This window comes from Kiloniellales bacterium (assembly GCA_030066685.1).
Classification (GTDB): Bacteria; Pseudomonadota; Alphaproteobacteria; order Kiloniellales; family JAKSBE01; genus JAKSBE01.
Genome location: JASJBF010000045.1, coordinates 1 through 25,702, shown reverse-complemented (window position 1 = coordinate 25,702; position 25,702 = coordinate 1). Strand labels below are relative to the sequence as shown.

Genomic DNA, 25,702 nt, shown 5'->3' with positions numbered 1-25,702 from the left:
GCCGACGATCTCTTCGTAGATCCGGGCGACGACCTGGTTGTCGCCCTCCGGGTGCCGGGTCCGGGCGGCCTCGAAGAGCTGCATGGCGGTCGCGGCCATGAAGAGCGGCACGCCGAGGTCGCGGGCGAGGTCGAGGGAGATGGTCAGGTCCTTGTGCATGGTGTCGATGTGGCTGCCGGTGCCCTCGAAGCGGCGGTTCATGACGTTCTCCAGCGCACCGCTGGTGATGACCGAGCCGGCGCTGGAGGTCGAGACCACCTGGTGCAGGACCTCGCCCTTGACCCCGGCCCGGGCGGCGAGCGCCGAGGCCTCGAAGGCGGCGGAGAAGACCGAGCCGATCAGGGCCTGGAGGCAGGCCTTGACCGTCTGGCCCATGCCGGGCTCGGCGCCGACCCGGTGGATCGTGGCGCTGACCGCCTCCATCGCGGGGCGGGCGGCCGCCAGGGCCTGATCCGTGCCGGCGGCCATCATGGTCAGGGTGCCGTTCTGGGCGCCGGGGAAGCCGCCGCTGACCGGAGTGTCGACCAGGTGGATGCCGCTGCCCTCCAGCGCCGCGGCCAGGTCGCGGGCCTCGCCCGGCTTGATGGTCGCGGTCAGGACGATCACCGAGCCCGGCGCCATGCTCGCGCGCAGGCCGCCCTCGCCCTCGGCGCCGAGCACCACCTGCTTCGCCTGGCCGCCGTTCAGGACCATGACGAAGACCGCCTCCGATTGGGCGCCGACCTCTTGCGGCGAGCTCAGCAACCGGCCGCCGGCGGCGGCGAAGGCCTTCGCTCTCGCCTCCGCGGGATCGAAGCCGAAGACCTCGAAGCCGGCGGCCATGAGGTTCTTGGCCAGTCCGGAGCCCATGTCGCCGATGCCGACGACCCCTACCCGTTTCATCCTTGAGCCTCACGCACAATGGGGGCTGGTCGAATCCCAGCGGTGCTGCGGAATGTGCGGGGAGTTGGCGAGGCGCCGGCGGGTCTCCTCCCACATCTCCTTCCAGGCCCGCCAGTCGCGCAGCGCCGCGCCCGGATCGCGGCGGGACCGGGCGACGAAGGCGGGGAAATGGCTGCGCCCCGTCGGCTGGCCGGTGACGTTGTAGCGCAGGTCGAAGGACCAGCGGTAGCCGTCGCTTTTGTTGGGGAGCGAGGCGTGCGGCCTCAGGGGATTGAAGAGCACGGCGCCGCCCGCCTTGACCGGCACCGGCACAGCGGTCTCCGCGGCGGGAACGAAGGCCTCGGCGATGCGGACCTGGGGCTTCAGGCAATGGGGCAGCATCTCGTCGTAGCGGCCGGCGGCGACCTGCAGGCAGCCGTTCTCGACCGTCGCATCGGTGATCGCCAGCCAGACGGTCACGAACTCGGTGTCGTCGGCCTCCGGCAGGGTCACGCCCTTGTCCTGGTGCCAGTCGGTCGCGATGACGTGGGCCCGGCTTTCCGAGGGCGGCACCGCGCGCTGCGGCGGCTTGATCCGGACGTGCTGGATCGGGTTGGAGGTGATCTCGGGCCCGATCAGCGATTCCACCATGTCGAGGATATTCGGGTGGGTCACCAGGTCGAAAACCGCCGGGCCGAAGTGCATCGGCGTGTCCTCGCGGATGTCGTGGTGCGGCAGGCTGATGTCGAAGGGCTGATACCAGTCGAAGCCGCCCCTGTGGCACTGGTCCAGCTTCTCCCAGAAGGAGAGCCCTTCGGGCGCGACCTCGAGCAGCCCCTGCCCGTACCACCCGGCGTAGAGGCGGTCCAGGAGCGCCGCGTATTCCCGGCGCAGGGCCTCCAGGGTCGCGGCGTCCACGACCTTCTCGACCACCAGAAACCCCTGCGACCGAAAGCGCTCGACTTCGCTTTGCGTCAGCATGGCGTCACCTCGTCGCTACTGTAGCAGGGTCACGATCGTCGGCCAGATCAGCAGGATGGAAAGCGCCACGAGCTGCACGCCGATGAAGGGCAGGAAGCCCTTGAAGATGTCGGTGAGCGAAATGTGCGGCGGCGCCACCGACTTGAGATAGAAGGCAGCCGGTCCGAAGGGTGGCGATAGGAAACTCACCTGCATGTTCATACAGAAGAGCACGCCGAACCAGATGGCCACGTGCTGCGGCTCGAGCTGACCGATCAGACCGATCTCCTCGATCGGCAGGCGCTGCACGATCGGCAGGAAGACCGGGATGATCAGGAGCACGATGCCCACCCAGTCCATGAAGGCACCCATGAAGAGCAGGATGAGCATCATCGTCAGGAGCACCAGCATGGCCGGCATGTCGGCGCCGACGATGAGGTCGGCGATGTAGCGCGGCCCGCCGGCCAGGGTGTAGGCCCCGGAGAGGGCGGCGGCGCCGACCGTGACCCAGATGATCGTCCCGGTCGACCTGAGCGTTCGCATCAGGCTTTCCCAGATCAGCCCGATCGAGGCCTCGCCGCGGAAGACCGCGATGATGAAGACCGCGAGGGCGCCCATGCCGGCCGCCTCGGTGATCCCGGAAATCCCGCCGTAGATCGAGCCCAGGACGACCCCGATGACGGTAAAGGGCGGCACCAGCCCCTTGCCGTGCTGCCATCCGGCCTTCGATCGCTCGCGGCCGAAGACGAAGAGCGCCAGCACCACGCCGGCGACGGCGAAGCCGGCGAGGTAGGGCAGGTGATGGGTCATGCCGAGGAAGATGGGCTCGACCCTTTCGCCGAGATCAGCGTTCTGCCCCGTGACCGTGAAGAAGAGCGCGCGCAGGAAGAGCAGCGCCGAGACCCCGGCCAGGAGGACGGAGAGGAAGGCCCCGAACATGCCGAGCTTCTGCAATCCGGTGGGATCGTCCGGCCCAGGATCCGGCAGCGGCGCCAAGGAGGGCTTCAGCTGCGTGCGGACCACGATGTAGAGGATGATGAAGCTCGCCAGCATGAAGCCGGGCAGGAAGGCTCCGGTGAAGAGCGCCTTGATCGAGGTCTCGGTGATCAGGCCGTAGATGATCAGCACGATCGAGGGCGGGATCATGGTTCCCAGGGAACCCGAGGCGCAGATGGTGCCGATGGCGAGGTTCTGGTCGTAGCCGAGGCGCAGCATCTGGGGCAGGGCGATCAGGCCCAGAAGCACCACCTCGCCGCCGATGATCCCCGACATCGCCGCCATGATGACGGCCATGAGCGAGGTCACGATGGCGATCCCGCCGCGCACGCGCGAGAGCCAGAAGTCGAGCGCGTCGTACATCTCCTTGGCGATGCCGGAGCGCTCCAGGAGCGCCGCCATGAAGATGAAGAGGGGCACGGATATGAGCACGTATTCCGTCAGGAGGTCGAAGATCTTCTGGGTCAGGATATAGAGCGCGCCGGTCCCCGGCCGCCCGGTCAGCATGCCGTCGCCGAAGCTGAAGGGGTTCAACAGGAGGTTCGGCTCGAACTTCATGACCAGGACCACGAGCGCGAGCACGGCCGAGGCGAAGCCGAGCGGCATGCCGATCCCGAGCAGGAAGATCAGCCCGAAGACCAGGACGAGGGAGATCGTTCCGACGTCCATCAGTCCGAACTCACGCTGCGCTTGATGGCCTCGAGCTCGTCTTCGTCGATGTCGTCCGCAGCGGTGTGCACGGTCGGCTTGAGGTTCCAGTCGGAGATCAGGTTCACGACGGCCTGGGCGGCGACGAGGGTGACGATGATCAGGATCATCGGCTGCACCGTCGCCGGGATCGGCGGATCGAAGGCGGTCCCGAACATCTCCCACTTGTAGAACTTGATCACGAAGACCTGGTGGTAGCTGCCGAAGACGAGGAAGAAGGCGAAGACCACCAGCAGGAGGGCCGAAAGCACGTCAAAGCTTCGCTGCATCCAGCGCGGAACGGCGTCGTAGAGCAGGAAGATCCGTATGTGGCAGCGCTGCTGCATGGCGTAGAGGCCGGAGCAGAGGAACACGAAGCCGGCGATCCAAAGGGTCAGCTCGTTGGCCCACAAGGTCGGCTGTTCCAGGGCGTAGCGGAGGAAGACCTCGTAGAGCATGACCAGGGTCATCGAGATGATCAGGACCATGGTCACGCGGCCGATGAAGAGCGCGATCCGGTCGATCGGGCGCCAATGCGGGAACTCCATGTGGGCCACGCGCACGGTCCGGGTTCCGATCACGAAGAGGACCGGAATCAGGACCAAGGCCGCCCAGTCGATCGGGTCGGCGTAGCCGCCGAACAAACCGGCCAGGCCCGGGCTCACGTCCTTGCGCGCGTGCAGCTCGCTCATCTGATCGAAGAGGCTCTGGCTGGCGGGCGGGATGAAGTCGAGAAGGTAGGCGGGGGCATGCCAGATCGCCCAGCCCGCGCACAGGATGAAGGCGAAGGGGACCAGCCACTCCCAAAGGCCACCGCTTTCGGCTTTCACGTCTTCCCCTCCCCCGTCCAGTCACGCCGTCGTCGGCCTCGACCCGCAGCGGCGGCGGCAGGCCCGTTGCGGGCCCGCCGCCGAGATGGAAAGCTCCAGGGTTTCGACTACTTCATCGCACCGAGTTCGGTCAGGAAGTCGATGTGGCTCTGCAGCAGGGCCTTGGCTTCCGGCGTGGTTGCGAACTCGGTCCAGCCCGCCTTCACGGCGGCACGGTACTTGGCCAGTTCTTCCGGAGTCCATTCGTAAAGGTTGATGCCCTTGGCCCGCAGGTCCTTCGCGGTCCTGGCGTTCTGGACCTCGTTGACCGTCGCGTTGCGCAGCGCCAGGGCCTGCATGGCGACCCTCAGGATCGCCTTGTGATGATCCGGCATCGCGTCCCAGACGTCCTTGCGGCAGGTCAGGTGGTCGGCCGGCATGGAATGGAAGCCGGGGAAGTTGGTGTGCTGGGCGATGTCGTAGAGGCCCAGGCCGACGTTGTTGGTCAGGTTGGCCGCGTCGGCGCCGTCGATGATGCCGGTTTCCAGCGCCGTGAAGATCTCGTTGAAGTCCATCACGATCGGCGAGGCGCCGAGGTTCTTGAAGACCAGGGTCGCCATGCCGGGCGGCGAGCGGAACTTCCAGTCCTTGAAATCGGCGACGTTGCGGATCGGCGCGGTCGAGGAGAGGGATTCCGGACCCGGGATCCACCAGCCGATGAACTCCATGTTATGGGCGTTGTAGAGCTCGTTGAGCTTGTCGTAGCCGCCGCCGTGAAGCAGCCAGGCCATCTGCTGGTAGGGATTCGCGTAGCCGCCCATCAGATCGCCGGCGAACTGGAAGGCCGGGTTCTTGCCGGTCTGGTAGGACCCGCCGGTCATGTCGCAGTCGAGAATGCCTGTCGCGGCCGCATCGAAGGTCTCGGCCGATTTCACGACGGCGGAGGAGTAGAACATCTCCACCTCGATCTCGCCGTTGGACATGGCGGTGATGTCCTCGATGAACTCGGCGGCCATCTTGCCCGACAGCGTCTCGGGCGAGAAATGCGTCTGGATGCGCAGCTTGGTCGTTTCGGCGGATGCGGCGGTCGCTCCGATCGCGAGGGCAGCTACGGACGCTGCCACTGCAAGCCCCTTCGTCAGTTTCATCTTTGCTCTCCCTTGTTCTTGGTGCGAAACCCGCGGCCTTTCTCGGCCGTCATGTTTTTTGGTATGACCAAACTAGAGGTAAGCGGATGGCCAAACAAGGAATTTGTCAGCCTCTCGAATTGTCAAAGACTGGCATCGTGCGCGGCCTCCAGCTTATCCCAGTCGAAGGCGACTCCGATACCCGGCTCGTTCGGCGCGACCGCGAGATGGTTCTCGACCACCAGCGGCCGCCGCGTGTAGCGGTCGATCGGGAAGCTGTGAACCTCGAGCCAGCCGCCGTTCGAGCGGGCGGAAACCAGGCTCACGTGGAGCTCCTGCATGCCGTGGCTGCAGACCGGGATGCCGTGCCCGAGGGATCTCTCGGCGACCTGCAGCCAGCCGGTGATCCCGCCGCAGTTGGAGGCGTCGGGCTGGATGTAGGACAGACCGGCCTCCGCAAAGGCGAAGTCGAATTCGTGGATGGTGTGCAGGTTCTCGCCCATCGCCAGCGGCATGCCGGTCGCCTGGGCGATCTCTCGGTAGCCGCGGTAGTCGTCGGGGATCGTCGGCTCCTCGAACCAGACCAGGTCGTAGGCTTCGAAGGCCCGCGCGGCCTCGATGGCCTGGGGCACGGTCATGGCGTAGTTCGCGTCCACCATGAGGGCGACTTCCGGCCCGATGCGCTCCCGGACCGCCGCGACCCGCGCGACGTCATCCCGGAGCTCCGGCCGGCCGATCTTGATCTTCACGCCGTTGAATCCGGCGCCGAGGTAGCCTTCGGCCTGCCCGATCAACTTGGGCAGGGGGAAGTTCAGGTCGATCCCGCCGCAGTAGGCCCTGCAGCGGTCCGAGGCGCCGCCCGCCATCCGCCAGAGCGGCCGGCCCGCGGCCTTGCAGCGCAGGTCCCAGAGCGCGATGTCGACCGCGGAGATGGCGAAGGAAGCGATGCCGCCGCGCCCGACGTAGTGCAGGTGCCACTGCATGCCCTCGTAGAGGTCTTCGACCCGCGATGCCTCCTTGCCGAGGAGGAAGGGCGCCAGGTCGTGTTCGATCATGGCCGCGATGGCTCGGCCGCCCCGGCCGCCGGTGTAGCTGTAGCCGGTCCCCTCGGACCCGTCGGCGAGCCGGAGGGTCGCCGTCACCAGCTCGAAATGCGTGTGGTCGCCGTGCCTGGCATCGGTCAGGACCTCGGCGAGCGGCAGATTGAAGCGCTTGACCTCGATGCTTTCGATTTCGGCCATTTCGACCAACTCCGGATCTGTCACGGCCCCGCCCTGCGCCCGGATCCCGATATTTGCCCTGCTTTTGGTATGACAAAAAATGGCCCGTGAGTCGAGCCTTTTCGAAAACCCCGACTGAGCATTGGATTCTGCAGAATTTTTGTCATACAAGATATTTTGCAGCGCGGCTCCCGGCAGCCTTGCGGTCGCGCCCGGCGGAGCCTGGAGGACATGACCGAAGCAAAGAACGCCGCGAGATCGAGGCGGGCCGCGGACGGCCTGATCCAGGTCTTCGAGAAGCAGATCCTGGACGGGACCCTGCGCGACGGCGAGCCGCTCCCGCCCGAGCGGGAGATCGTCCAGACCTACGGGGTCAGCCGGACCGTCGTGCGCGAGGCGGTCCTCGCGCTGTCGAACAAGGGGCTGGTGGACGCCCGGCCGCGCTTCCGCCCCGTGGTGCGCAAGCCCGGCTACGACGCGGCGATCCAGGCCGTCGGCAGCGTGGCCACGCGCCTGCTCACCGAGCCCGGCGGCGTCAAGAGCCTCTTCGACCTGCGGATCATGATGGAGGCCGCCCTGGTGCGGCAGGCGGCGGTCGCGGCGAACAAGGACCAGATCGCGAAGCTGAAGGCCGCCCTCGCGGCGAACGAGGCGGCGATCGCGGAGTCCGAGACCTTCTACCAGACCGACGTGGCCTTCCACGGCGTGCTCTACGAGATCCCCGGGAACCCGCTGCTGCCGTCGATCCACCGGGCCTACACGAGCTGGCTGTCCAGCCACTGGAAGAAGATGCCGCGCCTGCCGGACCGCAACCGCGCGAACTTCGAGGCCCATGCGCGGATCTTCGACGCCATTCTCCTGCGCGATCCCGACGCCGCCGAAGAGGCGCTGAGGGCCCATCTGGCGGCGGCCTGGCAGCAGGTCCGCCGGACCTTCGGCGAGATCTGACCGAAAACCCTCGGGGCGCGCCGCCTGGCCGCCGCAGGCCTGGCCGGCTATGATCCGACGTCGGTGCGGGGAAAGGCGCCGGGCCGATCCGGTGGGGGAGGCAGTGGTGGACTATCTCAGCGAGACGCAGCGGGCCTTCTACCGGGACGAGGGCTACCTGGTGCTGGACGGCCATCTGCCGGCCGAGACCGTGGCCGAGGGCCGCGAGGAGATCGCGCGGCTCTCGGCGCACGCCCGGCGCATCGACGCCAGCGACGACCGGCTCGACCTGGAGGACCACCACAGCCGGAGCGCGCCACGTATCCGCCGCATCAAGCGCCCCGACCTGCAGAGCGCCTTCTTCGACGGCCTGATGCGCAGCGACGTGATCCTGGGCCCGGTGCGGGACCTCATCGGGCCGAACCTCCGCCTGCACACGGCGAAGCTGAACATGAAGGCGGCGGACTACGGCGCGCCGGTCCAGTGGCACCAGGACTTCGCCTTCTATCCCCACACCAACGACGACGTGCTCGCGGTCGGCATCGTCTTCGACGACATGCTGGCGGAGAACGGGCCGCTGCAGGTCATCCCGGGGTCGCACAGGGGGCCGCTTCTCGACCATCACCTCGATGGCGTCTTCGCCGGGGCCTGCGACCCGGCCGAGGCCGGCTATGGGCCCGGGGACGCGGTCGCGCTGACCGGGCCGGCGGGCACGGTCTCGATCCATCACGCCCGCCTGCTCCACGGCTCCGCCCGCAACCGGTCGAAGCGCGACCGGCGGATGCTGTTCTACGAGATGATGGCGGCCGATGCCTTCCCGATCATGGGCGCGATGACCAGGTTCGACAGCCTGGAGGACTTCGACTCCCGCCTGCTCTGCGGCGCGGCGACCCGGCAGCCGCGCCTGGCGCCGGTGCCGGTGCGCATCCCCCAGCCCCAGCCGCAAAGGGCCGGGTCGATCTACGAGATTCAGTCCCGGGGCAAGGCCAAGGCCTTCGCGCCCTACGCGGAGTCCTGAGGACGCAGCTTATACCAAGGAGCGGATGAAGGGACTCGGACAGCGATCATCGAGAAGGTGCCGACCTCGCCCTTCGACAGGCTCAGCATGAGAAGGCCGAAGGCCTAAAGCAGCAATGCAAACTTTCATGGGCTCGCTGGTATTAGGCTGAAGCTCCACCCGGTCCGCGGCCGGCTACTTCCAGAGCGTGTTCATGAAGAGATCGACCGGATCGATGTCGAATTCGACCAGACCGCGCTCGACCATGGGCACCGAGGCGCCGAGCTCGCGCGTCTCCTCAAGGCCGGCGCAGTTGACCGCGACGACCCGCAGAGGCGGACAACGGCGAAGGCGGGGCCGGCCTCAGAAGGCTGCCGAAGCTTGGAGGACGCCGGGCGAACGCCGGATCTAGCGGCCCAGCCAGGCGGCGTAGCCGGCGGGCATCTCCTGATTGCGGCGCCAGTCCTCCAGGGCGCGGCGCATGCGACCGCGGCGGTCCAGGGCCTCGTCGGCCAGGGCGACGATCAGCTCGTTGGGCCACATCTGGCGGCGCAGGCTCTGGATGGAGAGCAGGGCGTCGCGCTCGGCCATCCCGGTGAGCTGGCAGGTGAGGGCGAAGGCCGCGGCGGTCGAGCGGCTGACCCCGGCCCAGCAGTGCACCAGGACCCGGACCTCCGAGGACTCCACGGCCGGGCGCAGGCTTTCGCCGAAGGCGAGCAGGGCCTCGACGTGGTGGTCCTGGGGATGCTCGTGGTCGGGCCGCGGCGCCGAGATGTCGTGGACCCCGACGAAGAGGTGGTCGGCCTCGTCCAGGCCGGCGATGGGCGGGCGGCTGTTGGTCGGGTCGAGCAGGGTCACGGCGTGGGTCGGGCCGAAGTCGGGGGCGACCCGGGGCAGCTCCTCCATGCCGCAGACGGCGATCTCGATGCCCATGGGTCGTCCTTTCCTTCGGTTGGTGCTTAGCCGGAGACTTGGGTGTGCCACCCCCACCCGCGCGAAGCGCCGCGCTACGCGCGGGTGGGGGTGAAACTTCCGAGGTGTCCTAGCCATTCAGTTCGTCTCGTCCTGGGGCATGGGGCCGACCAGGAGCTGGGGGTCGACCCGGGCCTCGAACCAGTTCATGCGCCAGTCCAGGTGCGGGCCGGTGGCCCGGCCGGTGGCGCCGACGGTCCCCAGGGGATCGCCCTGGCGAACCTCGTCGCCGACCTTCACCGTGACCGTCTCCATGTGCAGGAAGGTCGAGGACAGGCCGTGGCCATGGTCGAGGATGATGGTGCCGCCGGTGTAGTAGAGGTCGTCCTCGGCCAGGGTCACGACGCCGCCGGCCGGGGCCCAGACCGGCGCGCCGGTGGGCGCGGCGACGTCGACCCCGTAGTGCGGCCGCTTGGGCTCGCCGTTGAGGATCCGCTGGCTGCCGTAGATGCCGCTGATGCGGCCCCGCGCCGGCCAGATGAAGCCCTGGAGGAAGTCGCTCCGCTCGAGGTCCACGGCGCGGGCGGCGCGGACCTTGGCGGCATCGGCCTTGATCCGCGCGTAGACCGACTCCGGCGGGGTGACCATGTTCTGCGGCAGGCCATCGATGCGCTGGATCTGGTAGTCGCGGGCTTCGATGGCGAGGCGCCGCTCCTCGAGCGCGCCGCCGGGGAGGCGGACGGAGAGGACCGCCTCGGCCGGCGCGTCGCGGTGGAAGCCGAAGACAAAGCGGCCCTCGGGATCGGTCCGCAGGCGGCGGCCGTCGAGCGTCACCTCCGCCCCCTGGATCGCGCGGCCGAAGACCAGCCCGCCCTGGACGAAGTCGCCTTCGAGCTTGACCTGGCCGCCCCCGGCGACGGCGGAAGACACGGCGAGGGTCAGAACGAGGCCGATGGCCAGGAAGGAGAAGCGAAACCACGTCATGCGCCGGAGATCCCTTGCTGCGGAGAGGTCAAAGTAGCTTGCCTTGCTTGTCATCACCTTTACGGGCCGGGGCGGTCTTGCGGGCTCGCGGCTTGGGCTTGGCCGGCTCGGGCGCCCGGCCGCCGTCCGCCCGGGCCGCGGCGCGGCCGTCGGCGAACTCGATATCAAGGGACAAACCGGGCGAAATCTGGGCGGCGCGGGTCAGAACGCCCTCGGGGCCGCGGACCACGGCGAAGCCGCGCTGCAGGACCTTCTGGTAGGAGGTCGACTCCAGGATCCGCGCCAGGGCGGCGAGCTCTTTCTCGGCCGATTCGAAAAGGGTCGGGCCGAGGCGGGCGAAGCGCTCGGCCAGGGGGGCGTAGCCGGCCAGGGCCAGGCGGAGCTGCTGGCGCGGGTGCGGCAGGCGGGCGGCCAGCTCGGCGACCGCGCCGCGGCGCTCGCGCAGGGTGGCGGCGAGGGCCAGGCCCAGGCGCTCGGCGCGGTCGTCCAGGCGCTGGGTCATCTCCTCCAGGATCCGGCGCGGGTCGGGCAGGCCGCGGCCCAGGCCCTCGACCTGGAGCCGCCGCTCCTCGAGATAGCGGCCGGCGGCGGCGACCAGGCGCCGGTCGTGGTCCAGGACCTGGGCCAGGATCTCGCTCTTGACCGGCACCGCCATCTCGGCCGCCGCGGTCGGGGTCGGCGCCCGGCGGTCCGCGGCGAAGTCGATCAGGGTGGTGTCGGTCTCGTGCCCGACCGCCGAGATCAGCGGGATCTCGGAGGCCGCGGCGGCGCGGACCACGACCTCCTCGTTGAAGGCCCAGAGGTCCTCCAGGGAGCCGCCGCCGCGCGCCACGATCAGAAGGTCGGGGCGCGGCACCGGCCCGCCCTCCGCCGGCAGGGCATTGAAGCCCTCGATGGCGGCGGCGACCTGCGCGGCGGCGCCCTCGCCCTGGACCAGGACCGGCCAGACCAGGACGTGGCGCGGGAAGCGGTCGGCCAGGCGGTGCAGGATGTCGCGGATCACCGCGCCGGTCGGCGAGGTGACCACGCCGATGACCTCGGGCAGGTAAGGCAGCGGGCGCTTGCGGTCCTCGGCGAAGAGGCCCTCGGCGGCGAGCTTGCGCTTGCGCTCCTCGAGCAGCTTGAGGAGCGCGCCCTCGCCGGCCAGCTCCAGGGCCTCGACCACGATCTGGTACTTGGAGCGGCCGGGATAGGAGGTGATGCGGCCGGTGGCGATGACCTCCATGCCGTCCTCGGGCCTGAGGCCGAGGCGCCCGGCGGTGCCGCGCCAGCAGACCGCGTCCAGCACCGCGTTTTCGTCCTTCAAGGACATGTAAAGGTGGCCGGAGGCGGCGCGCTTGAAGCCGGAGATCTCGCCGCGCACCCGGACGTGGTCGAAGGTGCTCTCCAGGCTGCGCTTGACCGCCTGGGAGATCTCGCCGACGGAGAAGACCGGAATGTTGCCGCCGGGGCTGTCCGGCCCGGCGCTGTCCGGCCCGAAGCCGGGTTGCTGGGAAAAGTCGGTCATGTCTGCTGCGCTTATGCTACAAGACGCCGCCGCCATAAACCACTTTCCTGGGGCGGTGAAGCCCTGCCGACCTCGCCCTTCGACACGCTCAGGACGAGGTGCAAAGCATCCCTCATGCTGAGCCTGTCGAAGCATGAGGCTGCCGTGCCGCGGCAGGGAGGCAAAGGGGAGACAAGATGCGGATCCTGGTGGTGGGATCGGGGGGGCGGGAGCACGCGCTCTGCTGGGCGATCGCGGCCTCGCCGCTCTGCGACACCCTCTACTGCGCGCCGGGCAACGCCGGGATCGCGCAGGAAGCGGAGTGCGTGGCGATCGGGGCCGAGGACATCGACGGGCTGATCGCCTTCGCCCGGGACGCGGCCATCGACTACGTGGTGGTCGGGCCCGAGGCGCCGCTGGTCGCAGGCCTGGTCGACCGGCTGACCGCGGCCGGGATCAAGGCCTTCGGGCCGAGCGCGGCGGCCGCGGTCCTGGAGGGCTCCAAGGGCTTCGTCAAGGACCTCTGCGCCGAACACGGGATCCCGACCGCGGCCTACGGCCGCTTCACCGACCCGGAAGCGGCCAAGGCCTTTGCCCGAGAGCGCGGGGCGCCGATCGTGGTCAAGGCAGACGGCCTGGCCGCGGGCAAGGGGGTGGTCATCGCCGAGACCCTGGAGGCGGCGGAGGCGGCGGTCGAGGCGGCGTTGAGCGAGGGCGCCTTCGGGGCGGCCGGCGCCGAGGTGGTGATCGAAGAGTTCCTGGAGGGCGAGGAGGCCAGCTTCTTCGCCCTGGTCGACGGCGAGACCGCCCTGCCCCTGGCGACGGCCCAGGACCACAAGCGCGCCTTCGACGGCGACACAGGGCCCAACACCGGCGGCATGGGCGCCTACTCCCCGGCGCCGGTCATGACGCCGGAGCTGGAGGCCCGGGTCCTGGCCGAGATCATCGAGCCGACCGTGGCGGCCATGACGGCGGCGGGCCGGCCCTACAAAGGGGTGCTCTACGCCGGGCTGATGATCACCGCCGAGGGGCCGCAGCTGATCGAGTACAACGCCCGCTTCGGCGATCCGGAGTGCCAGGTCCTGGTGATGCGCCTGATGTCGGACCTGCTGCCGGCCCTGATCGCGACCAGCGACGGGGTGCTGAAGAGCTTCGACCTGCGCTGGTATCCGGAGCCGGCGGTCACCGTGGTGATGGCGGCGAAGGGCTATCCGGGACCTTACGAGAAGGGCAGCGAGATCCAGGGCCTGGAGGGCTTGGACGAAGACGTCAGCGAGGGGGACCTGGTGGTCTTCCACGCCGGCACCAAGCGTGCCGAAGACGGCCGCCTGCTGGCCAGCGGCGGACGGGTGCTCAACGTCACGGCCCTGGGCAAGACCGTGGCCGAGGCCCAGGCCCGGGCCTACGCCGCCATCGAGCGGATCGACTGGCCCGGGGGCTTCTGCCGCCGCGACATCGCCTGGCGCGCGGTTGAACGGGAGCGGCGCGAGAGCTGAGCGGGCCAGGTCGGCCCTAACCACCGGTTAACCTCCTAAGCGCCAGACTCCGCCTTTTTTTCGGCTCCAGGCGGTCCTTCGTGCCCGAACTCGTGCTCCATCGCCGGCCGGCGGCGCAGGTCATGACCCTGGCGCTCTACCTCTGCCTGATCGGCGAGGGGCTGTTCCTCTACGGGCCGGGCTGCCGGACGCTGGTCTCGGCGCGGAGCTGCGCGGTGATGCACGAGGTCGCGCCGATCCTGGTGGCGGTGGGGGTGATCGGCGCGGCCATCGCCAGCCTGCGCTTCGCCACCCTCTGGCGGCCCGAGGTCGCCCTGGAGGCCGAGGGGGTCCGCCTGCTGTGGCGCGGCCTGATCCCCTGGTCCGCGATCGAGGGCGCCGGGCCGGCGGGGCGGGGCGGGCTGCCCTCCTTCGGCGTCGAGCTGCGGCTGCACGACCGCCGGGCCTTCCTGGCCGGGCACTGGCGCGGCGCCAATGGTCCGGCCCGGCCGCTGCTGTGGTTCTGGACCTGGTGGCCGGGCGCGCTGCTGCTCGGCCGCTTCACCCGGATCAACGTCTTCGGCACCGGCGCCTCGGCGGCAGAGCTGGCCGCCGCGATCAACCGGGCGGTGGCGCGGCACCGGCGGCAGGCGGCGGCGAAGGCGGCGCCCACCCGAGCCTCCGCCACCTCCGGCGCGGACGTCCCGTGCAGCGGCCAGCCGCAGCCCCCAGAGGCCGGCCGATCACCCCCACCCCACCCTCCCCCACCAAGGGGGAGGGCGTGAGCCCGCGGCCTAAGGCTCGCGCACCGGGCTTCGCCGCCGTTCGCGTCATGGCTTGAGTCGCCGGGCCGGGCCGGATATGCAAGGGCGCCATGAGCGACCCCGCCCCTACCCCGCCGAGCACCGGAGCCCGACGGCCGTGACGCTGCGCAGCCTCCGCCGCGGTGCGGCCCTGATGATGCTTCTGGCGCTGGCCGGCAGCCAGTCCGTGGGCGCGCCGCTCCTGGCCGTGCCGCATTGGGCCCTGGCCGACGGCTTCGAGCGGGCCCGCCTCGCCTCGGGCATCTGGTCGCAGCGGCGCCTGCTGCCGGGCTCGGTGGAGATCCAGGACCGGGTCGCGCGCGGGCCCGGGCGCGCCCTGGCGATCACCGTCCACCCCGGCCACGATCCCCTGGGCGACGGCTCGGACCGCGCCGAGCTGGCCGAGGCCGAGGCGGTGCGCCTGCGCTTCGGGCAGGAGGTCTGGTACGGCTTCTCCATGCTGATCGCCGGGCCGATCCCGGCCGACGGCAACCGCATCATCATCGGCCAGTGGCACCACTCGGGGCCGGGCAGCCCCTTCGTCGCCCAGCGCTTCCGCGACGGGGTCTTCCACATCACGGTGCAGGACGGCCTCTGCCGCCTGCGCATCGCCTGGCAGGCGGGCGGCCGGGACAGCCGGCGCCGCGACTGCCGCGTGGAGGTCGAGCGCTTCGCCGATCTGCCGCCGAGCGATAGCGGCTGGATCGACATGGTCTATCGCATCCGCGCCGACCCCTCAGGCGACGGCCTGGTCGAGGTCTGGGCCAACGGCCGCAGGATCGTCCGCGCCACCGGGGCGATCGGCTACGAGAACATGGAGACGCAGTTCTTCAAGTTCGGCCCCTACCGCGACCCGGTCGACTACCCCACGACCGTCTACCTCGACCACTTCCGCCGCGGCGCCAGCTACGCGCAGGTGGACCCGGCGCGGGTGCGTGCCGCGGCGGAGTGAGCGGGGAACGGCGAGCGTCCCAGCGGGTTGGAAGATTCGGAAAATCGGGACAAGTTCGGATAGGCAAGACCGGGACACTGACACCCATCCTCGGGGGGCATTCCGGTCGGGCCATGGATCAATGGTCCCAGGCGCTCCCCATGGGCACAGCTCTAGCGGTAGAGTAAGCCCAGCGTCCAAAACGAAGTGAATTGCTCGCGGGGGGACCGCACTGCCCGCTCACTGTCCTTGGAACTCCTATCTTGATGTCGATTCTACAAGAGAATTCGCTGGAAGAACTGTTGGCTGCATATCGGGTTGCCGCCGTCGCTCACACGAAGGGTAACGACCAAGGCACGCCCGAACAGACCAACGAGGCTGCAGATCGGCTTGCAGCCATCTATCAGGAGCTGCGAAGGCGTGGTCCCGGACCCTTGGGAATGCTCTCTAGATATCTTGACGATATTCATCCTGGCGTGCGCTGCTGGGCCGCTGGCCATGTTCTTCTGGGTATAGATACCGAAAGAGCAGAAAAAGTGCTTCGAAGACTCTCAGACCAATACAGTGGCGCTCTGGGCTTCAATGCGCAAATGATACTGGAATTATGGCGCAAAGGAGAGCTTGAGTTTCCCTGATATCTTTCCTGATGGGCACAGCCCGAGCGACGGGGTAAGCCTAGCGCCAGGAAAGACCTGCCCCCTCCCCGGAACGACAAGACGCAGATGAGGGCGGAGTCGGAGGCACGCCGGTTCGAAGCCTCGGCAAAGCTGAAGGAAAGCGCATGACCGAACGCAACAAGACCGTCCTGATCACAGGCGGCGCCTCCGGAATCGGGAAGGCGATCGCTCAAGCCGTCCTTGCCGAAGGATGGCATGCGGTGGTCGTCGATCTTTCTCGCGACAACCTTGGGCGATGCCGGGAAGACCTGTCCGGTTTCGGTGATCGACTGGTCTGCGAAGAGCTGGACGTCACCGAGGAAGCCGCCGTCGGCGCTCTCATCGACGACCTCGAGGGAGACGGGCGGGCGCTGACCGGCGTGGTCAACTCGGCCGGGATCGGCGAGGAAATTCCCGCGCTGGACACGCCTGCGGCCGTCTTCCGAAAGATCCTGGACGTCAACCTGGTCGGAAGCTTTGTCGTGGCGCGCGAGGCCGCGAAGCGCATGATGGCGCGGGGAAGCGGATCGATCGTCAATATCGCGTCCGTATCCGGTTTGGTCGGCAACGCGGGCCGCGTCGCCTATGGTGCGTCCAAGGCGGGTCTGATCAACGCGACCAAGGTCATGGCCGTCGAATGGGCGAAGACGGGAGTCCGCGTGAACGCGATCGCACCAGGCCCCGTCGAAACGCCGATGGTCGCAGAAATGCACAGCGAGGCCGCCCGCAGGGCCTGGGTGACCCGGGTCCCTGAGGGCAGATATGCCACGCCCGAGGAAATGGTGGGGACGGCGATGTTTCTGCTCGACGACTCCAAGTCACGCTACATCACCGGCCAAACGATCGCCGTCGATGGCGGCATGTCGACCGCCGGTCTCATGCATCTTGACGCGGCGGGAGGTGCGGATACGGCAAGCGCCTGACAGGTCCGGTTCCTGGCGGTGCGAACTTGGCGGATCTGGATTTCGGTTTCACCTTCGGGAACGTGAAGGACATGGCGTAATTGCAATGACGGTGCTGCTCGCTGTAAGCATTCCGCCCGCTTGATTTTGGAGGAGACGCGGCATGGACCGATTCACCGGCGGTTGCCTCTGCGGCAAGGTCCGATTTGTGGCCTCGGGACGCCCATACCGGGTCGGCCTTTGTCACTGTCTCGACTGCCGCAAGCACCATGGGGCCCTTTTTCACGCTTCCGCGGTGTTCCCCGAGGATGCGGTGACGATCGATGGCGAAACGCGCGACTACGCCGGGCGCTTCTTCTGTCCCCACTGTGGCTCGTCCGTCTTCTCGCGCAGCGCCGACGAGATCGAAGTGAACCTGGGATCCCTGGATGCCCCCGACCAACTGAGGCCGACTTACGAACTCTGGACCGTCCGTCGCGAGTCCTGGTTGCCGCCGTTTCCGCTCACCAGACGATACGACCGCGATCGTAACGACACGAGTCGCTTCGAGGCCTAGGTCGCGACCGCAGCAGGCGTCATCTCGGCCAAATCCCTTGACGCCGCCTAGCGCCGCTCCTGGAAGAACGCCCTCAGCAGCTCGCCGCAGCGGGTTTCCTCGACGCCGCCGATGACTTCGGGGCGGTGGTGGCAGGTGGGTTGGCGGAAGATGCAGGCGCCGTGCTCGACGCCGCCGCCCTTGGGGTCGTAGGCGCCGAAGTAGAGGCGGCGCAGGCGAGCGAGCGCGATGGCCTGGGCGCACATGGCGCAGGGCTCCAAGGTGACGTAGAGGTCGGCGGCGGTCAGGCGCTTCACGCCGAGCTCCGCCGCCGCGGCGCGGATGACCAGCAGCTCGGCGTGGGCGGTGGGGTCGCTCAAGGCCTCAACCCGGTTGTGGGCGCGGGCCAGGACCGTGCCGCCGGCGGAGTCGACCAGGACGGCGCCGACCGGGACCTCGCCGGCCGCGGCCGCCGCCTCGGCCTCTTCCAGGGCCAGGACCATGTAGCCGAGCTTCGCCATGGCGCGACCCTGCCGCCGGGGCGGGGTCGCGGTCAAGGCGGCGTGGGCTTGGGGATTGCCTGCGAGGTCTGAGATGTCACCCCCACCCGCGCGAAGCGCCGCGCTACGCGCCCCATCCCCCATCAAGGGGGAGGGGGATTAACGTGGCAGGCCTCAAAAAAGGGAGCCCTCCCCCTTGATGGGGGAGGGTTGGGAGGGGGTGACGTCGCGGTTCTAGCCTGCGAGCGCTACGCCGCTTCGGGGATCGGCGGGGGGACCGTGCGCTGAAAGGAGTCGCGGGCCTTCATTGCGTCGAGCAGGCGCTGGACTCGGGGCGCGGCGCCGAGCAGACCCGGGCCCTCGGGCATGGCTTCGAGATAGGCCAGGGTCGGCACCAGCAGGAGGTCGGGAATGCTTGGCTGGGCGCCGAAGAGGAAGGGGCCGGGCTCCAGGGCCTCGGACAGGATCGCAAGATAGCGCCGGATGTCGACCAGCGCCGCGTCGATGACCGCCCGGTCCGGCTGGCCGTCCGGGCCCTTGGGGAAGAGGTACTGCAGGATATAGCGCCGGCCCAGGGTCGGGATCAGGTAGTCGTGGGCCGCGCTCTCCCACTGCATCGACAGCAGCGCCTGCTGCGGGTCTGCGGGCTCGAGGCTCGGCCCTGCGAAGGTCCGGTCGAGGTAGCGCAGGATGGCGCTGGACTCGTAGAGCCGGGTGCTGTCGTGCTCGATCGCGGGCATGCGGCCGAAGGGATGGCGGCCGCTGTCGCGCATCTGGTCCGGCATCATGGGCTCGACCGCGTGGGCCGCGCCCTTCTCCTCGCAGGCCAGGCGCACCGCGCGGACGTAGCCGGACTGGGGCATCCCGAAGACGATCACCTCGGACATTCTCTTTCTCCTTTGGGACAGTCGGTTTCTAGGCCAGGAGCTCGGCCAGGCAGTCGAAGGAGCTGGACCAGCCCTTGGAATGGCGCTCGCGGGCCAGGTCGTCGGCCAGCCATTCGTGGGTCAGGGTCAGCTCGGTCATGTCGCCCAGGGCCTTGAACTCAAGGGTGACCAGAGTCTCGAGCCCGGCGTACTCGGTGTTCTCCCAGGCCCAGGTCAGGACCAGGCGCTCGCCGGGGACGACCTCGCGGAAGACACCGCCGACCGGATTGGCATCGCCGTCGGCGTGGACGATGACGACGCGCCAGGGCCGGCCGACCTCCGGCGTCCAGTCGCAGTCCTCGACGCCGCAGCCCTGGGGGCCGAACCATTGGGCCAGCTGCGCCGACCCGGCGAAGGCGCCATAGACCCGCGCCAGCGAGGCCTTGAAGCTGCGCGACAGGGTGAGCGCGGGCTCAGCCTTGCGGTCCGCTGTCGTCGTCGTTTCCCGGGTCCGGGGTTCCGGCATGGGGTGTCTCCTTCCCGTTCTGGGTTGGCCCTTCCAGGTAGCGGGCCAGGCTGTCCAGGCGGCCCTCCCAGAAGCGGCGGGTGCTGTCGATCCATTCGGCGGCGCCGGTCAGGCCCTGAGGGCGCAGGTGGCAGCGGCGCCACTGGGCATCGACCTCGCGGGTGATCAGGCCGGCAGTCTCCAGGACCTTGAGGTGGCGGGAGACCGCGGGCAGCGAGATCTCGAAGGGCGCCGCCAGCTCGCCGACCGGGGCCGGGCCCGCGGCCAGGCGGGCGACGATGGCCCGCCGGGTCGGGTCCGCCAGGGCGGCGAAGGCGGCGTCGAGCTGATCCTCGGTCATTGTGGCGCACCCCGTATTTAACTTACTTGTTAAATACGAAACTCCGGCAGAGGAGTCAAGAAGCCTTCGGCACTCTCGTCTGGAGCATTGAGCTTGGCCCCGGCAGTGCATAAATTCCGGCCATGCCCGACAGACCCGTCATCGGCCTGACCCTGGACTGGGACGCGCCCGGCCCGGAGCGCCCGCAGGCCAGCTATTTCCTGCGCGAGAACTACTGCGCCGCGGTCGCTCGTGCCGGCGGCCTGCCGGTCCTGCTGCCCCACGAGGTGGGCCAGGCCGAGGCCTACCTCGCCGGGTTGGACGGCCTGCTGGTCACCGGCGGCCACTTCGACCTGGACCCGGCCCTCTTCGGCGCGGGCGAGCGGCATCCCACGGTCACCACCAAGGACCGGCGCACCGCCTTCGAGATGGCGGCGACCCGGGCGGCCCTGGAGCGCGACCTGCCGGTGCTGGGGATCTGCGGCGGGATGCAGCTCCTGAACGTCGCCCTGGGCGGGACCCTGATCCAGCACATCCCGGACGAGATCGAAGGCGCCCTGGCCCACGAGCAGCCCAACCCGCGGCACGAGCCGGGCCACGGCGTGGCCCTGGAGGCGGGCAGCCGGCTGCGCGAGATCTGCGGCGCCGAAAGCCTGGAGGTGAACTCCGCCCATCACCAGGCGGCCAAGGCGGTGCCCGAGGGGGTGCGCGTCAACGCCCGGGCGCCGGACGGGGTGATCGAGGGCATCGAGGCCGCCGGCTACGGCTTCTGCCTCGGCGTGCAGTGGCATCCGGAGTACCACGTCTCCGCAGGCGACGCGGCGATCTTCGAAGCCTTCCTGGCGGCGGCGCGGTCATGACCCCCAAGGCCGAGACCCGGCGCATCGCTCCCGCAGCGGAGCGCATCGCAAAGATCATCGCCCGCAGCGGGCTCTGCTCGCGGCGCGACGCCGAGCTGCTGATCGCCGAGGGCCGGGTCAGCCTGGACGGCCGGGTGCTGGACAGCCCGGCGGTGACGGTCAAGCCGGGCCAGAAGATCCGGGTCGACGATGCCCCCCTGCCCGCCCCGGCGCCGGCGCGGATCTGGCGCTACCACAAGCCGGCGGGCCTGCTGACCGCGGCCAAGGATCCCCAGGGCCGCCCGACGATCTACGACAGCCTGCCCAAGGACCTGCCGCGGCTGCAGCCGGTCGGCCGGCTCGACCTCAACTCCGAAGGCCTGCTGCTGCTGACCAACGACGGCGAGCTGAAGCGCGCGCTGGAGCTGCCGGCCTCGGGCTGGCAGCGCCGCTACCGGGTGCGCGCCTACGGCCGGGTCAGCGAGGCGCGCCTGGAAAGCCTGCGCGAGGGGGTCACCGTCGAGGGCGTCCGCTACGGCCCGATCAAGGCCCGGATCGAGCGGGCCAGCGGCGCCAACCTCTGGATCTCGATCATCCTGACCGAGGGCAAGAATCGGGAGGTGCGCCGGGTCCTGGCGCATCTGGGCCTGAAGGTGAACCGCCTGATCCGGGTCGGCTACGGCCCCTTCACCCTGGGCAGCCTGGCCCGGGGCGCGGTCTCCGAGGTCCCGGCCAAGCGCCTGCGCGAGGCCCTGGAAGGCCCCAAGACCCCCAAGGCCGGCTGGGCCAAGGCCAAGCCCAAGCCGAGCAAGCCGGGGCGCAAGCCCCAGGCGGGTCCGAAGCCGGGACCGAAAGCGGGCGGCACGCCGGCGACCGCCAGGGCCAAGGCGCGGCCGGCGGCCGACGCCCGGCCGAAGGCCGGCAAGAGCAGGGGGCAGCGCGGTGCGCATCGTCGCCGGCCGGCATAGGGGGCGTACGCTTCTCGCCCCGGAAGGCCTGGCCGTACGTCCGACCGCCGACCGTACGCGTGAGGCGATCTTCAACGTCCTGACCCAGGGCAAGCTGGCAAGCGGCGGCAACCCCCTGATCGAGGCGCGGGTGCTGGACGCCTTCGCCGGGACCGGGGCGCTGGGCCTGGAGGCCCTGTCCAGGGGCGCGGCGCGGGTGACCTTCATGGAGAGCCAGGCCGCGGCCCTGGCGACCCTGCGCGCCAACCTCGAGGCCCTGGAGGAGGGCGCGCGGGCCGAGGTCCTGGCGGTCGACGTCCTGCGGCCGCCGCCGGCCGCCGCAGCCTGCTCGATCGTCCTGATGGACCCGCCCTACAACCAGGGCCTGGCGGCCCCGGCCCTGACCGCGCTGGCCGGCGCCGGCTGGATCGCCCCGGGCGCGCTGGTCGCGGTCGAGCTGATGAAGGCCGAGGCCTTCGAGGCGCCCGCCGGCTTCGAGATCCGCGACCTGCGCAGCTACGGTAAGGCAAAGGTCGCCTTTCTTAACTATATTGAATGAAGGGGCCCGGCGCAGCGGCGAGAGTTCGGCCGGAATCCCGAAGGCGGCGCCTCGGCATGATCTCCGCAGCAGCGGGGGACGTAGTTCAGACTCATGTACGGGCGAGCGGCGTGAGAGACGGAACCCGCGGAAAGACAATTCCAGAACCCGACGAGATCCTCTAGAAAGCCCCCCATGGACGCGTCGAAAAAGAAGGAGCTGGAGCGGCTGATCTGGAAGGACCGCCTGATGCGGATCCTGCCGGTGGCCGCCGCGGTGCTCGCCTTCATCGCCCTGATGTCGATCCTGCCGCGCGGCGGCTGGGAGAAGTCGCAGGAGGTGACGGGGACCCTTGTCGCGCTGCACCAGCCGCAGAGCGAGCCCGCGGAGTCGAGCGAATGGGTGGTCGAGCTGGACGACGGCCAGGAACGGCTAGTGCCCTTCACCTCCCAACTGGCCTTCGAGAAGGGCCGCCGCGTGGTCCTCCAGGAGGAGGTCCACAACACCCACGGCGGCACCCGCTACCGCTTCCTGCGCTACGTCGAAGCGGAGTGAGCCGCCCGCCCCGGGGCGCGCCGGGGTCCGGTCAGTTGCCCTGCGAGTAGGCGTAGAGGAAGCGCGCCGCGGTGAAGGCGGTCTCCGAGAGGCTGGTCCAGGCCAGGGCCTCCTTGCGGAACTCCAGCAGGCCGTCCATGACCCGCCGGCTCATGGGATCGGTGGAGGCGAGGTCGTTGACCACCTGGCCGGCGAGCACGCTGAAGCCCGCCAGCACCGAGTCCGGGAACTGCTTCAGCACCACGCCGTGCTTGGTGATCAAGGTCTTGAGGGAATCGTTGTTGCGGGCGACGAACTCGCTGAGCACCAGCTGGTTGACCGCCGTGTTGGCCGCCGCAACCACCGCCTTCTGGTCGTCCGGCAGCGCCTCCCAGGCCCGGATGTTGATGAAGTTGTCCAGGGAGGTGCCGGGCTCGTGCCAGCCCGGGTAGTAGTAGTACTTGGCGTTCTTGTGCAGGCCGAAGGCCAGATCGTTGTAGGGGCCGACCCATTCGGTGGCGTCGATCTTGCCGGCGTCGAGGGCCGGCTTGATCTCGGCGCCCGGCAGGTTGATCGGCTGCGCGGCCGCCGCCTTGAGGACCTCGCCGCCGAGCCCCGGGATCCGCATCCTCAGCCCGCGGTAGTCCTCAAGGCTGTTGATCTCCTTGTTGAACCAGCCGCCCATCTGGGTGCCGGTGTTGCCCGAGGGGAAGAACTTGCAGCCCATCTCGCGGTAGATCTCGTCGGCCAGCTCCTGGCCGCCGCCGTACTGCAGCCAGGCGTTCTGCTCCTGCGCCGAGAGCCCGAAGGGATAGCCGGCCATGAACTGGACGGCGGGCACCTTCTTCTTCCAGTAGTAGGGCGCGCCGTGGCCCATCTCGACCTCGCCGCCGGCGACGGCGTCCATCGAATCGAAAGGCTTCACGACCTCGCCGCCGCCGAAGACCGTGACCTGCAGCTTGCCCTCGGTGCCGCGCTCGATGAGCTGGGCCAGGAGCTCGGCACCGGTCCCGAGGCCCGGGAAGTTCTTGGGCCAGGTGGTGACCATGCGCCAGCGCTTGATGCCCTGGGAGATCGCGGGGGCCGGCAGGGACGATGCCGCGGCACCGGCCAGTCCGGCCACCGCTGCGCCTTTCAGGAAACCTCGGCGTTTCATTTTCTTACCAATCACTCCAAATCGAGGGCCGCCTCGAAATCGGGGGCCGGGTCGGCTCTGCACCGTCACCGGAAGCTGCGCTTGCTGGAGTCCAGAAGCCTTTCCCCTGCAACAGCTCGGCTGCGCAACGCCGCAGCGGATCGAAGGGATGGGCGCAAGCGCGGCGCCGACGAGGGCGACGCCGCCAAGGATCTTACCCACCCATCTGCGGAGCGGAACGCAGAACTGCACTCCGTTTACTTTCCAGGGAATCCCTCTATCAGATAATTACTTGGATTGCCATGGCCTCGCCGGTCCGGGCCCCGTGTCATTTTTACGGCAGGCGGCCGGGATACGGACTCGGGGCGCAACGCCATCGAAGGCTCCGCGGCGCGCAGCGCCAGGGTGGCGGCCGGACCGCCGCTGCGCCTGCTACATGATTGTCACAAGCGCGATGCTCCTTCCCGCCTTGACGCGCCTTCGGGCGTGGTGGAAGGTTTGGCTCCACAAGAAAATATCACAGACAAATCCAGGAACTGGTCCAGCGCTGTAAATACACGCCAAGACACTAATAGGTCAAAGGTGGTATACCCCAAAGACTACAGGGGAAATCCGGGGGTTCCAGCGCCGCTCCGGGGACGTCGGCCCGGGGTGAGTCTTTTGCTCGAGCCGCGCCGGGGCGGCGGTCGCAGCCCTTTGGCGCGGCCTGCGGTCCGGACCGGCGCAGCGGCGGCGCGAGCGAGGCCAGTCCGGGTAGAAGAGGAACGCGAGGGAGGCAGGAGATGCTGAAACAGGCCCGTAACGCGGCGGTCTACGCGATGATGGGGGTTGTGTTCGGTGGCGCCGCGCTGGCTCAGCAGACCGAGCAGCTGCGCGAGCGCGTCAACAGCGGCACGGTCACGGTGGTCGGCGGCGGCGTCGACGACACCTTCATGATGAGCGAGCTGGCCGAGCAGCTGAACCTGCCCGGCTCGATCCGCATCCTGCCGATCACCGGGGCAGGCGGCATCCAGAACGTCGCCGACATCCTCTACCTGCGCGGCATCGACATGGCGATCGTCGAATCGGACGTCCTGGAGCTGATCCGCAAGCGCAACCTCTATCCGAACCTGGAGCGGCGGGTCGCGGTCCTCGCCAAGCTCTACATCGAGGAGGTCCACCTCCTGGCGCACCGCTCGATCCGCAGCCTCTCCGACCTCGCCGGCAAGAAGGTCAACTTCGGCATCCAGGGCAGCGGCGCCTACGAGCGCAGCCAGCAGATCTTCCAGTCCCTGGGCGTCGCGCCGACGCCGCTCGGCCTGGGGACCCTGGAGGCGCTGGAGCAGGTCACCAAGGGCCAGGTGGCGGCGATGGTCTACGTCGCGCCCAAGCCCTCGTCCTTCATCCAGCAGGCCAGCCTGGGCAAGGACGTGCACCTGCTCTCGATCCCCTTCGCCGGGGCGCTGACCCGCAGCTACGTGCCGGCCAGCATCACCAAGGCCGACTATCCCAACCTGGTGTCCAAGGACGAGGCGGTGAAGACGCTCGGCGTCAGCGCGGTGCTCTGCGTCTACAACTGGGACCAGCCCAACGAGCGCTCGGAAAAGGTCGACAACTTCGTCGCCACCTTCTTCGACAACATCCAACGCATGCACGCCCCGCAGTACCATCCCAAGTGGAAGGAGGTCTCGCTGAACGCCGAGCTGCCGGGCTGGCAGCGGCTCAAGGTCGCCCAGGTCTGGCTGTCCAATGAGGCGGCCGCACGGCGCGCCAAGGAGGGCCAGCTGCTCACCGGGGACACCCAGGAGGGGCTGCGCAAGGAGTTCCGCGCCTTCCTGAGCTCGCTGGAGAAGTCGCGCAGCCTGCAGCCGGTCGCCGCGGCGCCGCAGCCGGAAGCCCCCGCCGCCGGCGCGGGCCAGGGCCAGCTCTCCGACGAGTCGCTCAAGGCGCTCTTCACCAACTTCCTGGAATGGCGCCGCCAGCAGACCGAGTAGCGCCGGCGCGAATCGACCTAGGGCGCTTTCCGCTCCAAGGGCATCTGCTCGGGACCCCTCACCCAGCTCCGGCTAGGGCTCGGCCGGGCCTCGCCAAGCCTCCACAACCCTCTCCCTGAGGGAGAGGGTGGGAGCGGCGAAGGCCGCGAGCGGGTGAGGGGTGAACTCCGTCCGATCCCGATCTTCGCTAGGGCATTACATCCGGCCAGATGGAATCGCTTCGCGATCCATCTGGCCGGATGTAATGCCCTAACTTC

The 25,702-nt window shown here is 69.2% G+C and carries 27 protein-coding genes; 13 read left to right on the top strand and 14 right to left on the bottom strand.

The annotated features are described in order from the left end of the window. The 6 genes from QNJ30_23610 to QNJ30_23585 form a co-directional block, all read right to left on the bottom strand. Nucleotides 1-882 (bottom strand): NAD(P)-dependent oxidoreductase (locus QNJ30_23610; GenBank protein MDJ0946451.1); only part of this gene is annotated, 882 nt, incomplete at its 3' end. A gap of 9 nt (nt 883-891) precedes the next feature. Continuing rightward, nucleotides 892-1,842: a phytanoyl-CoA dioxygenase family protein gene (locus QNJ30_23605; GenBank protein ID MDJ0946450.1), complete on the bottom strand. Its 951-nt coding sequence runs from the start codon at nt 1,840-1,842 to the stop codon at nt 892-894. Nucleotides 1,843-1,857: 15 nt separating this feature from the next. After that, complete coding sequence (locus tag QNJ30_23600; GenBank protein MDJ0946449.1) at nt 1,858-3,486, bottom strand: TRAP transporter large permease subunit; 1,629 nt, start codon at nt 3,484-3,486, stop codon at nt 1,858-1,860. Next, nucleotides 3,486-4,334, bottom strand: coding sequence for a TRAP transporter small permease (locus QNJ30_23595; protein MDJ0946448.1), 849 nt, complete (start codon nt 4,332-4,334; stop codon nt 3,486-3,488). The genes QNJ30_23600 and QNJ30_23595 overlap by 1 nt, the downstream gene beginning before the upstream one ends. A 107-nt stretch (nt 4,335-4,441) precedes the next feature. Beyond that, nucleotides 4,442-5,461 (bottom strand): TRAP transporter substrate-binding protein, encoded by a 1,020-nt coding sequence (locus QNJ30_23590; GenBank protein ID MDJ0946447.1) that lies wholly within the window; start codon nt 5,459-5,461, stop codon nt 4,442-4,444. Nucleotides 5,462-5,583: 122 nt separating this feature from the next. After that, nucleotides 5,584-6,681, bottom strand: coding sequence for a mandelate racemase/muconate lactonizing enzyme family protein (locus tag QNJ30_23585; protein MDJ0946446.1), 1,098 nt, complete (start codon nt 6,679-6,681; stop codon nt 5,584-5,586). A 210-nt stretch (nt 6,682-6,891) separates the two neighbouring features. Between QNJ30_23585 and QNJ30_23580 the strand changes: the two genes are divergently transcribed. Both QNJ30_23580 and QNJ30_23575 read left to right on the top strand, forming a co-directional pair. After that, nucleotides 6,892-7,608, top strand: coding sequence for a FadR/GntR family transcriptional regulator (locus QNJ30_23580; protein ID MDJ0946445.1), 717 nt, complete (start codon nt 6,892-6,894; stop codon nt 7,606-7,608). A gap of 106 nt (nt 7,609-7,714) precedes the next feature. Continuing rightward, nucleotides 7,715-8,605, top strand: a complete 891-nt coding sequence (locus tag QNJ30_23575) for a phytanoyl-CoA dioxygenase family protein (GenBank protein MDJ0946444.1) — start codon at nt 7,715-7,717, stop codon at nt 8,603-8,605. Between the two features lie 387 nt (nt 8,606-8,992). On the opposite strand, the gene QNJ30_23570 is transcribed toward QNJ30_23575, so the two are convergent. From QNJ30_23570 to xseA, 3 genes are all read right to left on the bottom strand, one after another. Further along, complete coding sequence (locus QNJ30_23570; GenBank protein ID MDJ0946443.1) at nt 8,993-9,517, bottom strand: hypothetical protein; 525 nt, start codon at nt 9,515-9,517, stop codon at nt 8,993-8,995. 117 nt (nt 9,518-9,634) lie between these two features. Beyond that, nucleotides 9,635-10,480: a M23 family metallopeptidase gene (locus tag QNJ30_23565; GenBank protein MDJ0946442.1), complete on the bottom strand. Its 846-nt coding sequence runs from the start codon at nt 10,478-10,480 to the stop codon at nt 9,635-9,637. 28 nt (nt 10,481-10,508) lie between these two features. Then, nucleotides 10,509-11,987 carry an exodeoxyribonuclease VII large subunit gene (xseA, locus tag QNJ30_23560; protein MDJ0946441.1) on the bottom strand — a complete coding sequence of 493 codons (1,479 nt, stop codon included), beginning with the start codon at nt 11,985-11,987 and terminating at the stop codon, nt 10,509-10,511. A gap of 176 nt (nt 11,988-12,163) precedes the next feature. Here xseA and purD point away from each other — a divergent pair, with 176 nt between their 5' ends. The 6 genes from purD (at nt 12,164) to QNJ30_23530 (ending at nt 17,289) form a co-directional block, all read left to right on the top strand. Beyond that, complete coding sequence (gene purD, locus QNJ30_23555) at nt 12,164-13,462, top strand: phosphoribosylamine--glycine ligase (GenBank protein ID MDJ0946440.1); 1,299 nt, start codon at nt 12,164-12,166, stop codon at nt 13,460-13,462. 80 nt (nt 13,463-13,542) lie between these two features. After that, nucleotides 13,543-14,226: a hypothetical protein gene (locus QNJ30_23550; GenBank protein ID MDJ0946439.1), complete on the top strand. Its 684-nt coding sequence runs from the start codon at nt 13,543-13,545 to the stop codon at nt 14,224-14,226. A 136-nt stretch (nt 14,227-14,362) separates the two neighbouring features. Beyond that, nucleotides 14,363-15,196, top strand: coding sequence for a polysaccharide lyase (locus QNJ30_23545; protein MDJ0946438.1), 834 nt, complete (start codon nt 14,363-14,365; stop codon nt 15,194-15,196). A gap of 245 nt (nt 15,197-15,441) precedes the next feature. Beyond that, nucleotides 15,442-15,810 carry a hypothetical protein gene (locus tag QNJ30_23540; GenBank protein MDJ0946437.1) on the top strand — a complete coding sequence of 123 codons (369 nt, stop codon included), beginning with the start codon at nt 15,442-15,444 and terminating at the stop codon, nt 15,808-15,810. 146 nt (nt 15,811-15,956) lie between these two features. Further along, the gene (locus tag QNJ30_23535) at nt 15,957-16,754 is read left to right on the top strand and encodes an SDR family NAD(P)-dependent oxidoreductase (protein MDJ0946436.1); all 798 of its coding nucleotides are present in this window, start codon (nt 15,957-15,959) and stop codon (nt 16,752-16,754) included. Nucleotides 16,755-16,896: 142 nt separating this feature from the next. Further along, nucleotides 16,897-17,289, top strand: a complete 393-nt coding sequence (locus QNJ30_23530) for a GFA family protein (protein ID MDJ0946435.1) — start codon at nt 16,897-16,899, stop codon at nt 17,287-17,289. Nucleotides 17,290-17,336: 47 nt separating this feature from the next. Here QNJ30_23530 and QNJ30_23525 read toward each other — a convergent pair whose 3' ends face one another. From QNJ30_23525 to QNJ30_23510, 4 genes are all read right to left on the bottom strand, one after another. Then, nucleotides 17,337-17,789: a nucleoside deaminase gene (locus QNJ30_23525; protein MDJ0946434.1), complete on the bottom strand. Its 453-nt coding sequence runs from the start codon at nt 17,787-17,789 to the stop codon at nt 17,337-17,339. Between the two features lie 227 nt (nt 17,790-18,016). Then, nucleotides 18,017-18,655 (bottom strand): glutathione S-transferase family protein, encoded by a 639-nt coding sequence (locus tag QNJ30_23520; protein MDJ0946433.1) that lies wholly within the window; start codon nt 18,653-18,655, stop codon nt 18,017-18,019. Between the two features lie 28 nt (nt 18,656-18,683). Continuing rightward, nucleotides 18,684-19,160, bottom strand: coding sequence for an SRPBCC domain-containing protein (locus QNJ30_23515; GenBank protein ID MDJ0946432.1), 477 nt, complete (start codon nt 19,158-19,160; stop codon nt 18,684-18,686). Then, nucleotides 19,108-19,500, bottom strand: coding sequence for a metalloregulator ArsR/SmtB family transcription factor (locus QNJ30_23510; GenBank protein ID MDJ0946431.1), 393 nt, complete (start codon nt 19,498-19,500; stop codon nt 19,108-19,110). Before QNJ30_23510 ends, QNJ30_23515 begins: the two co-directional genes overlap by 53 nt. A 122-nt stretch (nt 19,501-19,622) precedes the next feature. On the opposite strand from QNJ30_23510, the gene QNJ30_23505 reads away from it, so the two are divergent. The 4 genes from QNJ30_23505 to QNJ30_23490 all read left to right on the top strand — a co-directional run bounded on the left by QNJ30_23505 (nt 19,623) and on the right by QNJ30_23490 (nt 22,358). Further along, nucleotides 19,623-20,339: a gamma-glutamyl-gamma-aminobutyrate hydrolase family protein gene (locus tag QNJ30_23505; GenBank protein MDJ0946430.1), complete on the top strand. Its 717-nt coding sequence runs from the start codon at nt 19,623-19,625 to the stop codon at nt 20,337-20,339. Then, complete coding sequence (locus tag QNJ30_23500; GenBank protein ID MDJ0946429.1) at nt 20,336-21,286, top strand: pseudouridine synthase; 951 nt, start codon at nt 20,336-20,338, stop codon at nt 21,284-21,286. Before QNJ30_23505 ends, QNJ30_23500 begins: the two co-directional genes overlap by 4 nt. Beyond that, nucleotides 21,261-21,824 (top strand): 16S rRNA (guanine(966)-N(2))-methyltransferase RsmD, encoded by a 564-nt coding sequence (gene rsmD / locus QNJ30_23495; GenBank protein ID MDJ0946428.1) that lies wholly within the window; start codon nt 21,261-21,263, stop codon nt 21,822-21,824. Before QNJ30_23500 ends, rsmD begins: the two co-directional genes overlap by 26 nt. Before the next feature lie 174 nt (nt 21,825-21,998). Beyond that, nucleotides 21,999-22,358 carry a hypothetical protein gene (locus QNJ30_23490; protein ID MDJ0946427.1) on the top strand — a complete coding sequence of 120 codons (360 nt, stop codon included), beginning with the start codon at nt 21,999-22,001 and terminating at the stop codon, nt 22,356-22,358. Between the two features lie 31 nt (nt 22,359-22,389). Here the strand turns inward: QNJ30_23490 and QNJ30_23485 are convergent, their stop codons facing one another. Beyond that, on the bottom strand, nt 22,390-23,493 hold the full coding sequence (locus tag QNJ30_23485; GenBank protein ID MDJ0946426.1) for a TRAP transporter substrate-binding protein: 1,104 nt from the start codon (nt 23,491-23,493) through the stop codon (nt 22,390-22,392). A gap of 761 nt (nt 23,494-24,254) precedes the next feature. Here QNJ30_23485 and QNJ30_23480 point away from each other — a divergent pair. Beyond that, entirely contained in the window at nt 24,255-25,445 is a 1,191-nt protein-coding gene (locus tag QNJ30_23480; protein ID MDJ0946425.1) for a TAXI family TRAP transporter solute-binding subunit, read from the top strand. Nucleotides 25,446-25,702: the final 257 nt, after the last annotated feature.

What these genes read in the sequence shown, in the direction of transcription:
- QNJ30_23535 (MDJ0946436.1), top strand. Translation starts at nt 15,957, where the DNA reads ATGACCGAACGCAACAAGACCGTCCTGATCACAGGCGGCGCCTCCGGA.
- QNJ30_23540 (MDJ0946437.1), top strand. Translation starts at nt 15,442, where the DNA reads ATGTCGATTCTACAAGAGAATTCGCTGGAAGAACTGTTGGCTGCATAT.
- QNJ30_23565 (MDJ0946442.1), bottom strand. Translation starts at nt 10,480, where the DNA reads ATGACGTGGTTTCGCTTCTCCTTCCTGGCCATCGGCCTCGTTCTGACC.
- QNJ30_23525 (MDJ0946434.1), bottom strand. Translation starts at nt 17,789, where the DNA reads ATGGCGAAGCTCGGCTACATGGTCCTGGCCCTGGAAGAGGCCGAGGCG.
- QNJ30_23570 (MDJ0946443.1), bottom strand. Translation starts at nt 9,517, where the DNA reads ATGGGCATCGAGATCGCCGTCTGCGGCATGGAGGAGCTGCCCCGGGTC.
- QNJ30_23500 (MDJ0946429.1), top strand. Translation starts at nt 20,336, where the DNA reads ATGACCCCCAAGGCCGAGACCCGGCGCATCGCTCCCGCAGCGGAGCGC.
- QNJ30_23590 (MDJ0946447.1), bottom strand. Translation starts at nt 5,461, where the DNA reads ATGAAACTGACGAAGGGGCTTGCAGTGGCAGCGTCCGTAGCTGCCCTC.
- QNJ30_23600 (MDJ0946449.1), bottom strand. Translation starts at nt 3,486, where the DNA reads ATGGACGTCGGAACGATCTCCCTCGTCCTGGTCTTCGGGCTGATCTTC.
- QNJ30_23480 (MDJ0946425.1), top strand. Translation starts at nt 24,255, where the DNA reads ATGCTGAAACAGGCCCGTAACGCGGCGGTCTACGCGATGATGGGGGTT.
- QNJ30_23585 (MDJ0946446.1), bottom strand. Translation starts at nt 6,681, where the DNA reads ATGGCCGAAATCGAAAGCATCGAGGTCAAGCGCTTCAATCTGCCGCTC.
- QNJ30_23510 (MDJ0946431.1), bottom strand. Translation starts at nt 19,500, where the DNA reads ATGACCGAGGATCAGCTCGACGCCGCCTTCGCCGCCCTGGCGGACCCG.
- xseA (MDJ0946441.1), bottom strand. Translation starts at nt 11,987, where the DNA reads ATGACCGACTTTTCCCAGCAACCCGGCTTCGGGCCGGACAGCGCCGGG.
- QNJ30_23605 (MDJ0946450.1), bottom strand. Translation starts at nt 1,842, where the DNA reads ATGCTGACGCAAAGCGAAGTCGAGCGCTTTCGGTCGCAGGGGTTTCTG.
- QNJ30_23530 (MDJ0946435.1), top strand. Translation starts at nt 16,897, where the DNA reads ATGGACCGATTCACCGGCGGTTGCCTCTGCGGCAAGGTCCGATTTGTG.
- purD (MDJ0946440.1), top strand. Translation starts at nt 12,164, where the DNA reads ATGCGGATCCTGGTGGTGGGATCGGGGGGGCGGGAGCACGCGCTCTGC.
- QNJ30_23520 (MDJ0946433.1), bottom strand. Translation starts at nt 18,655, where the DNA reads ATGTCCGAGGTGATCGTCTTCGGGATGCCCCAGTCCGGCTACGTCCGC.
- QNJ30_23490 (MDJ0946427.1), top strand. Translation starts at nt 21,999, where the DNA reads ATGGACGCGTCGAAAAAGAAGGAGCTGGAGCGGCTGATCTGGAAGGAC.
- QNJ30_23515 (MDJ0946432.1), bottom strand. Translation starts at nt 19,160, where the DNA reads ATGCCGGAACCCCGGACCCGGGAAACGACGACGACAGCGGACCGCAAG.
- QNJ30_23505 (MDJ0946430.1), top strand. Translation starts at nt 19,623, where the DNA reads ATGCCCGACAGACCCGTCATCGGCCTGACCCTGGACTGGGACGCGCCC.
- QNJ30_23485 (MDJ0946426.1), bottom strand. Translation starts at nt 23,493, where the DNA reads ATGAAACGCCGAGGTTTCCTGAAAGGCGCAGCGGTGGCCGGACTGGCC.
- QNJ30_23580 (MDJ0946445.1), top strand. Translation starts at nt 6,892, where the DNA reads ATGACCGAAGCAAAGAACGCCGCGAGATCGAGGCGGGCCGCGGACGGC.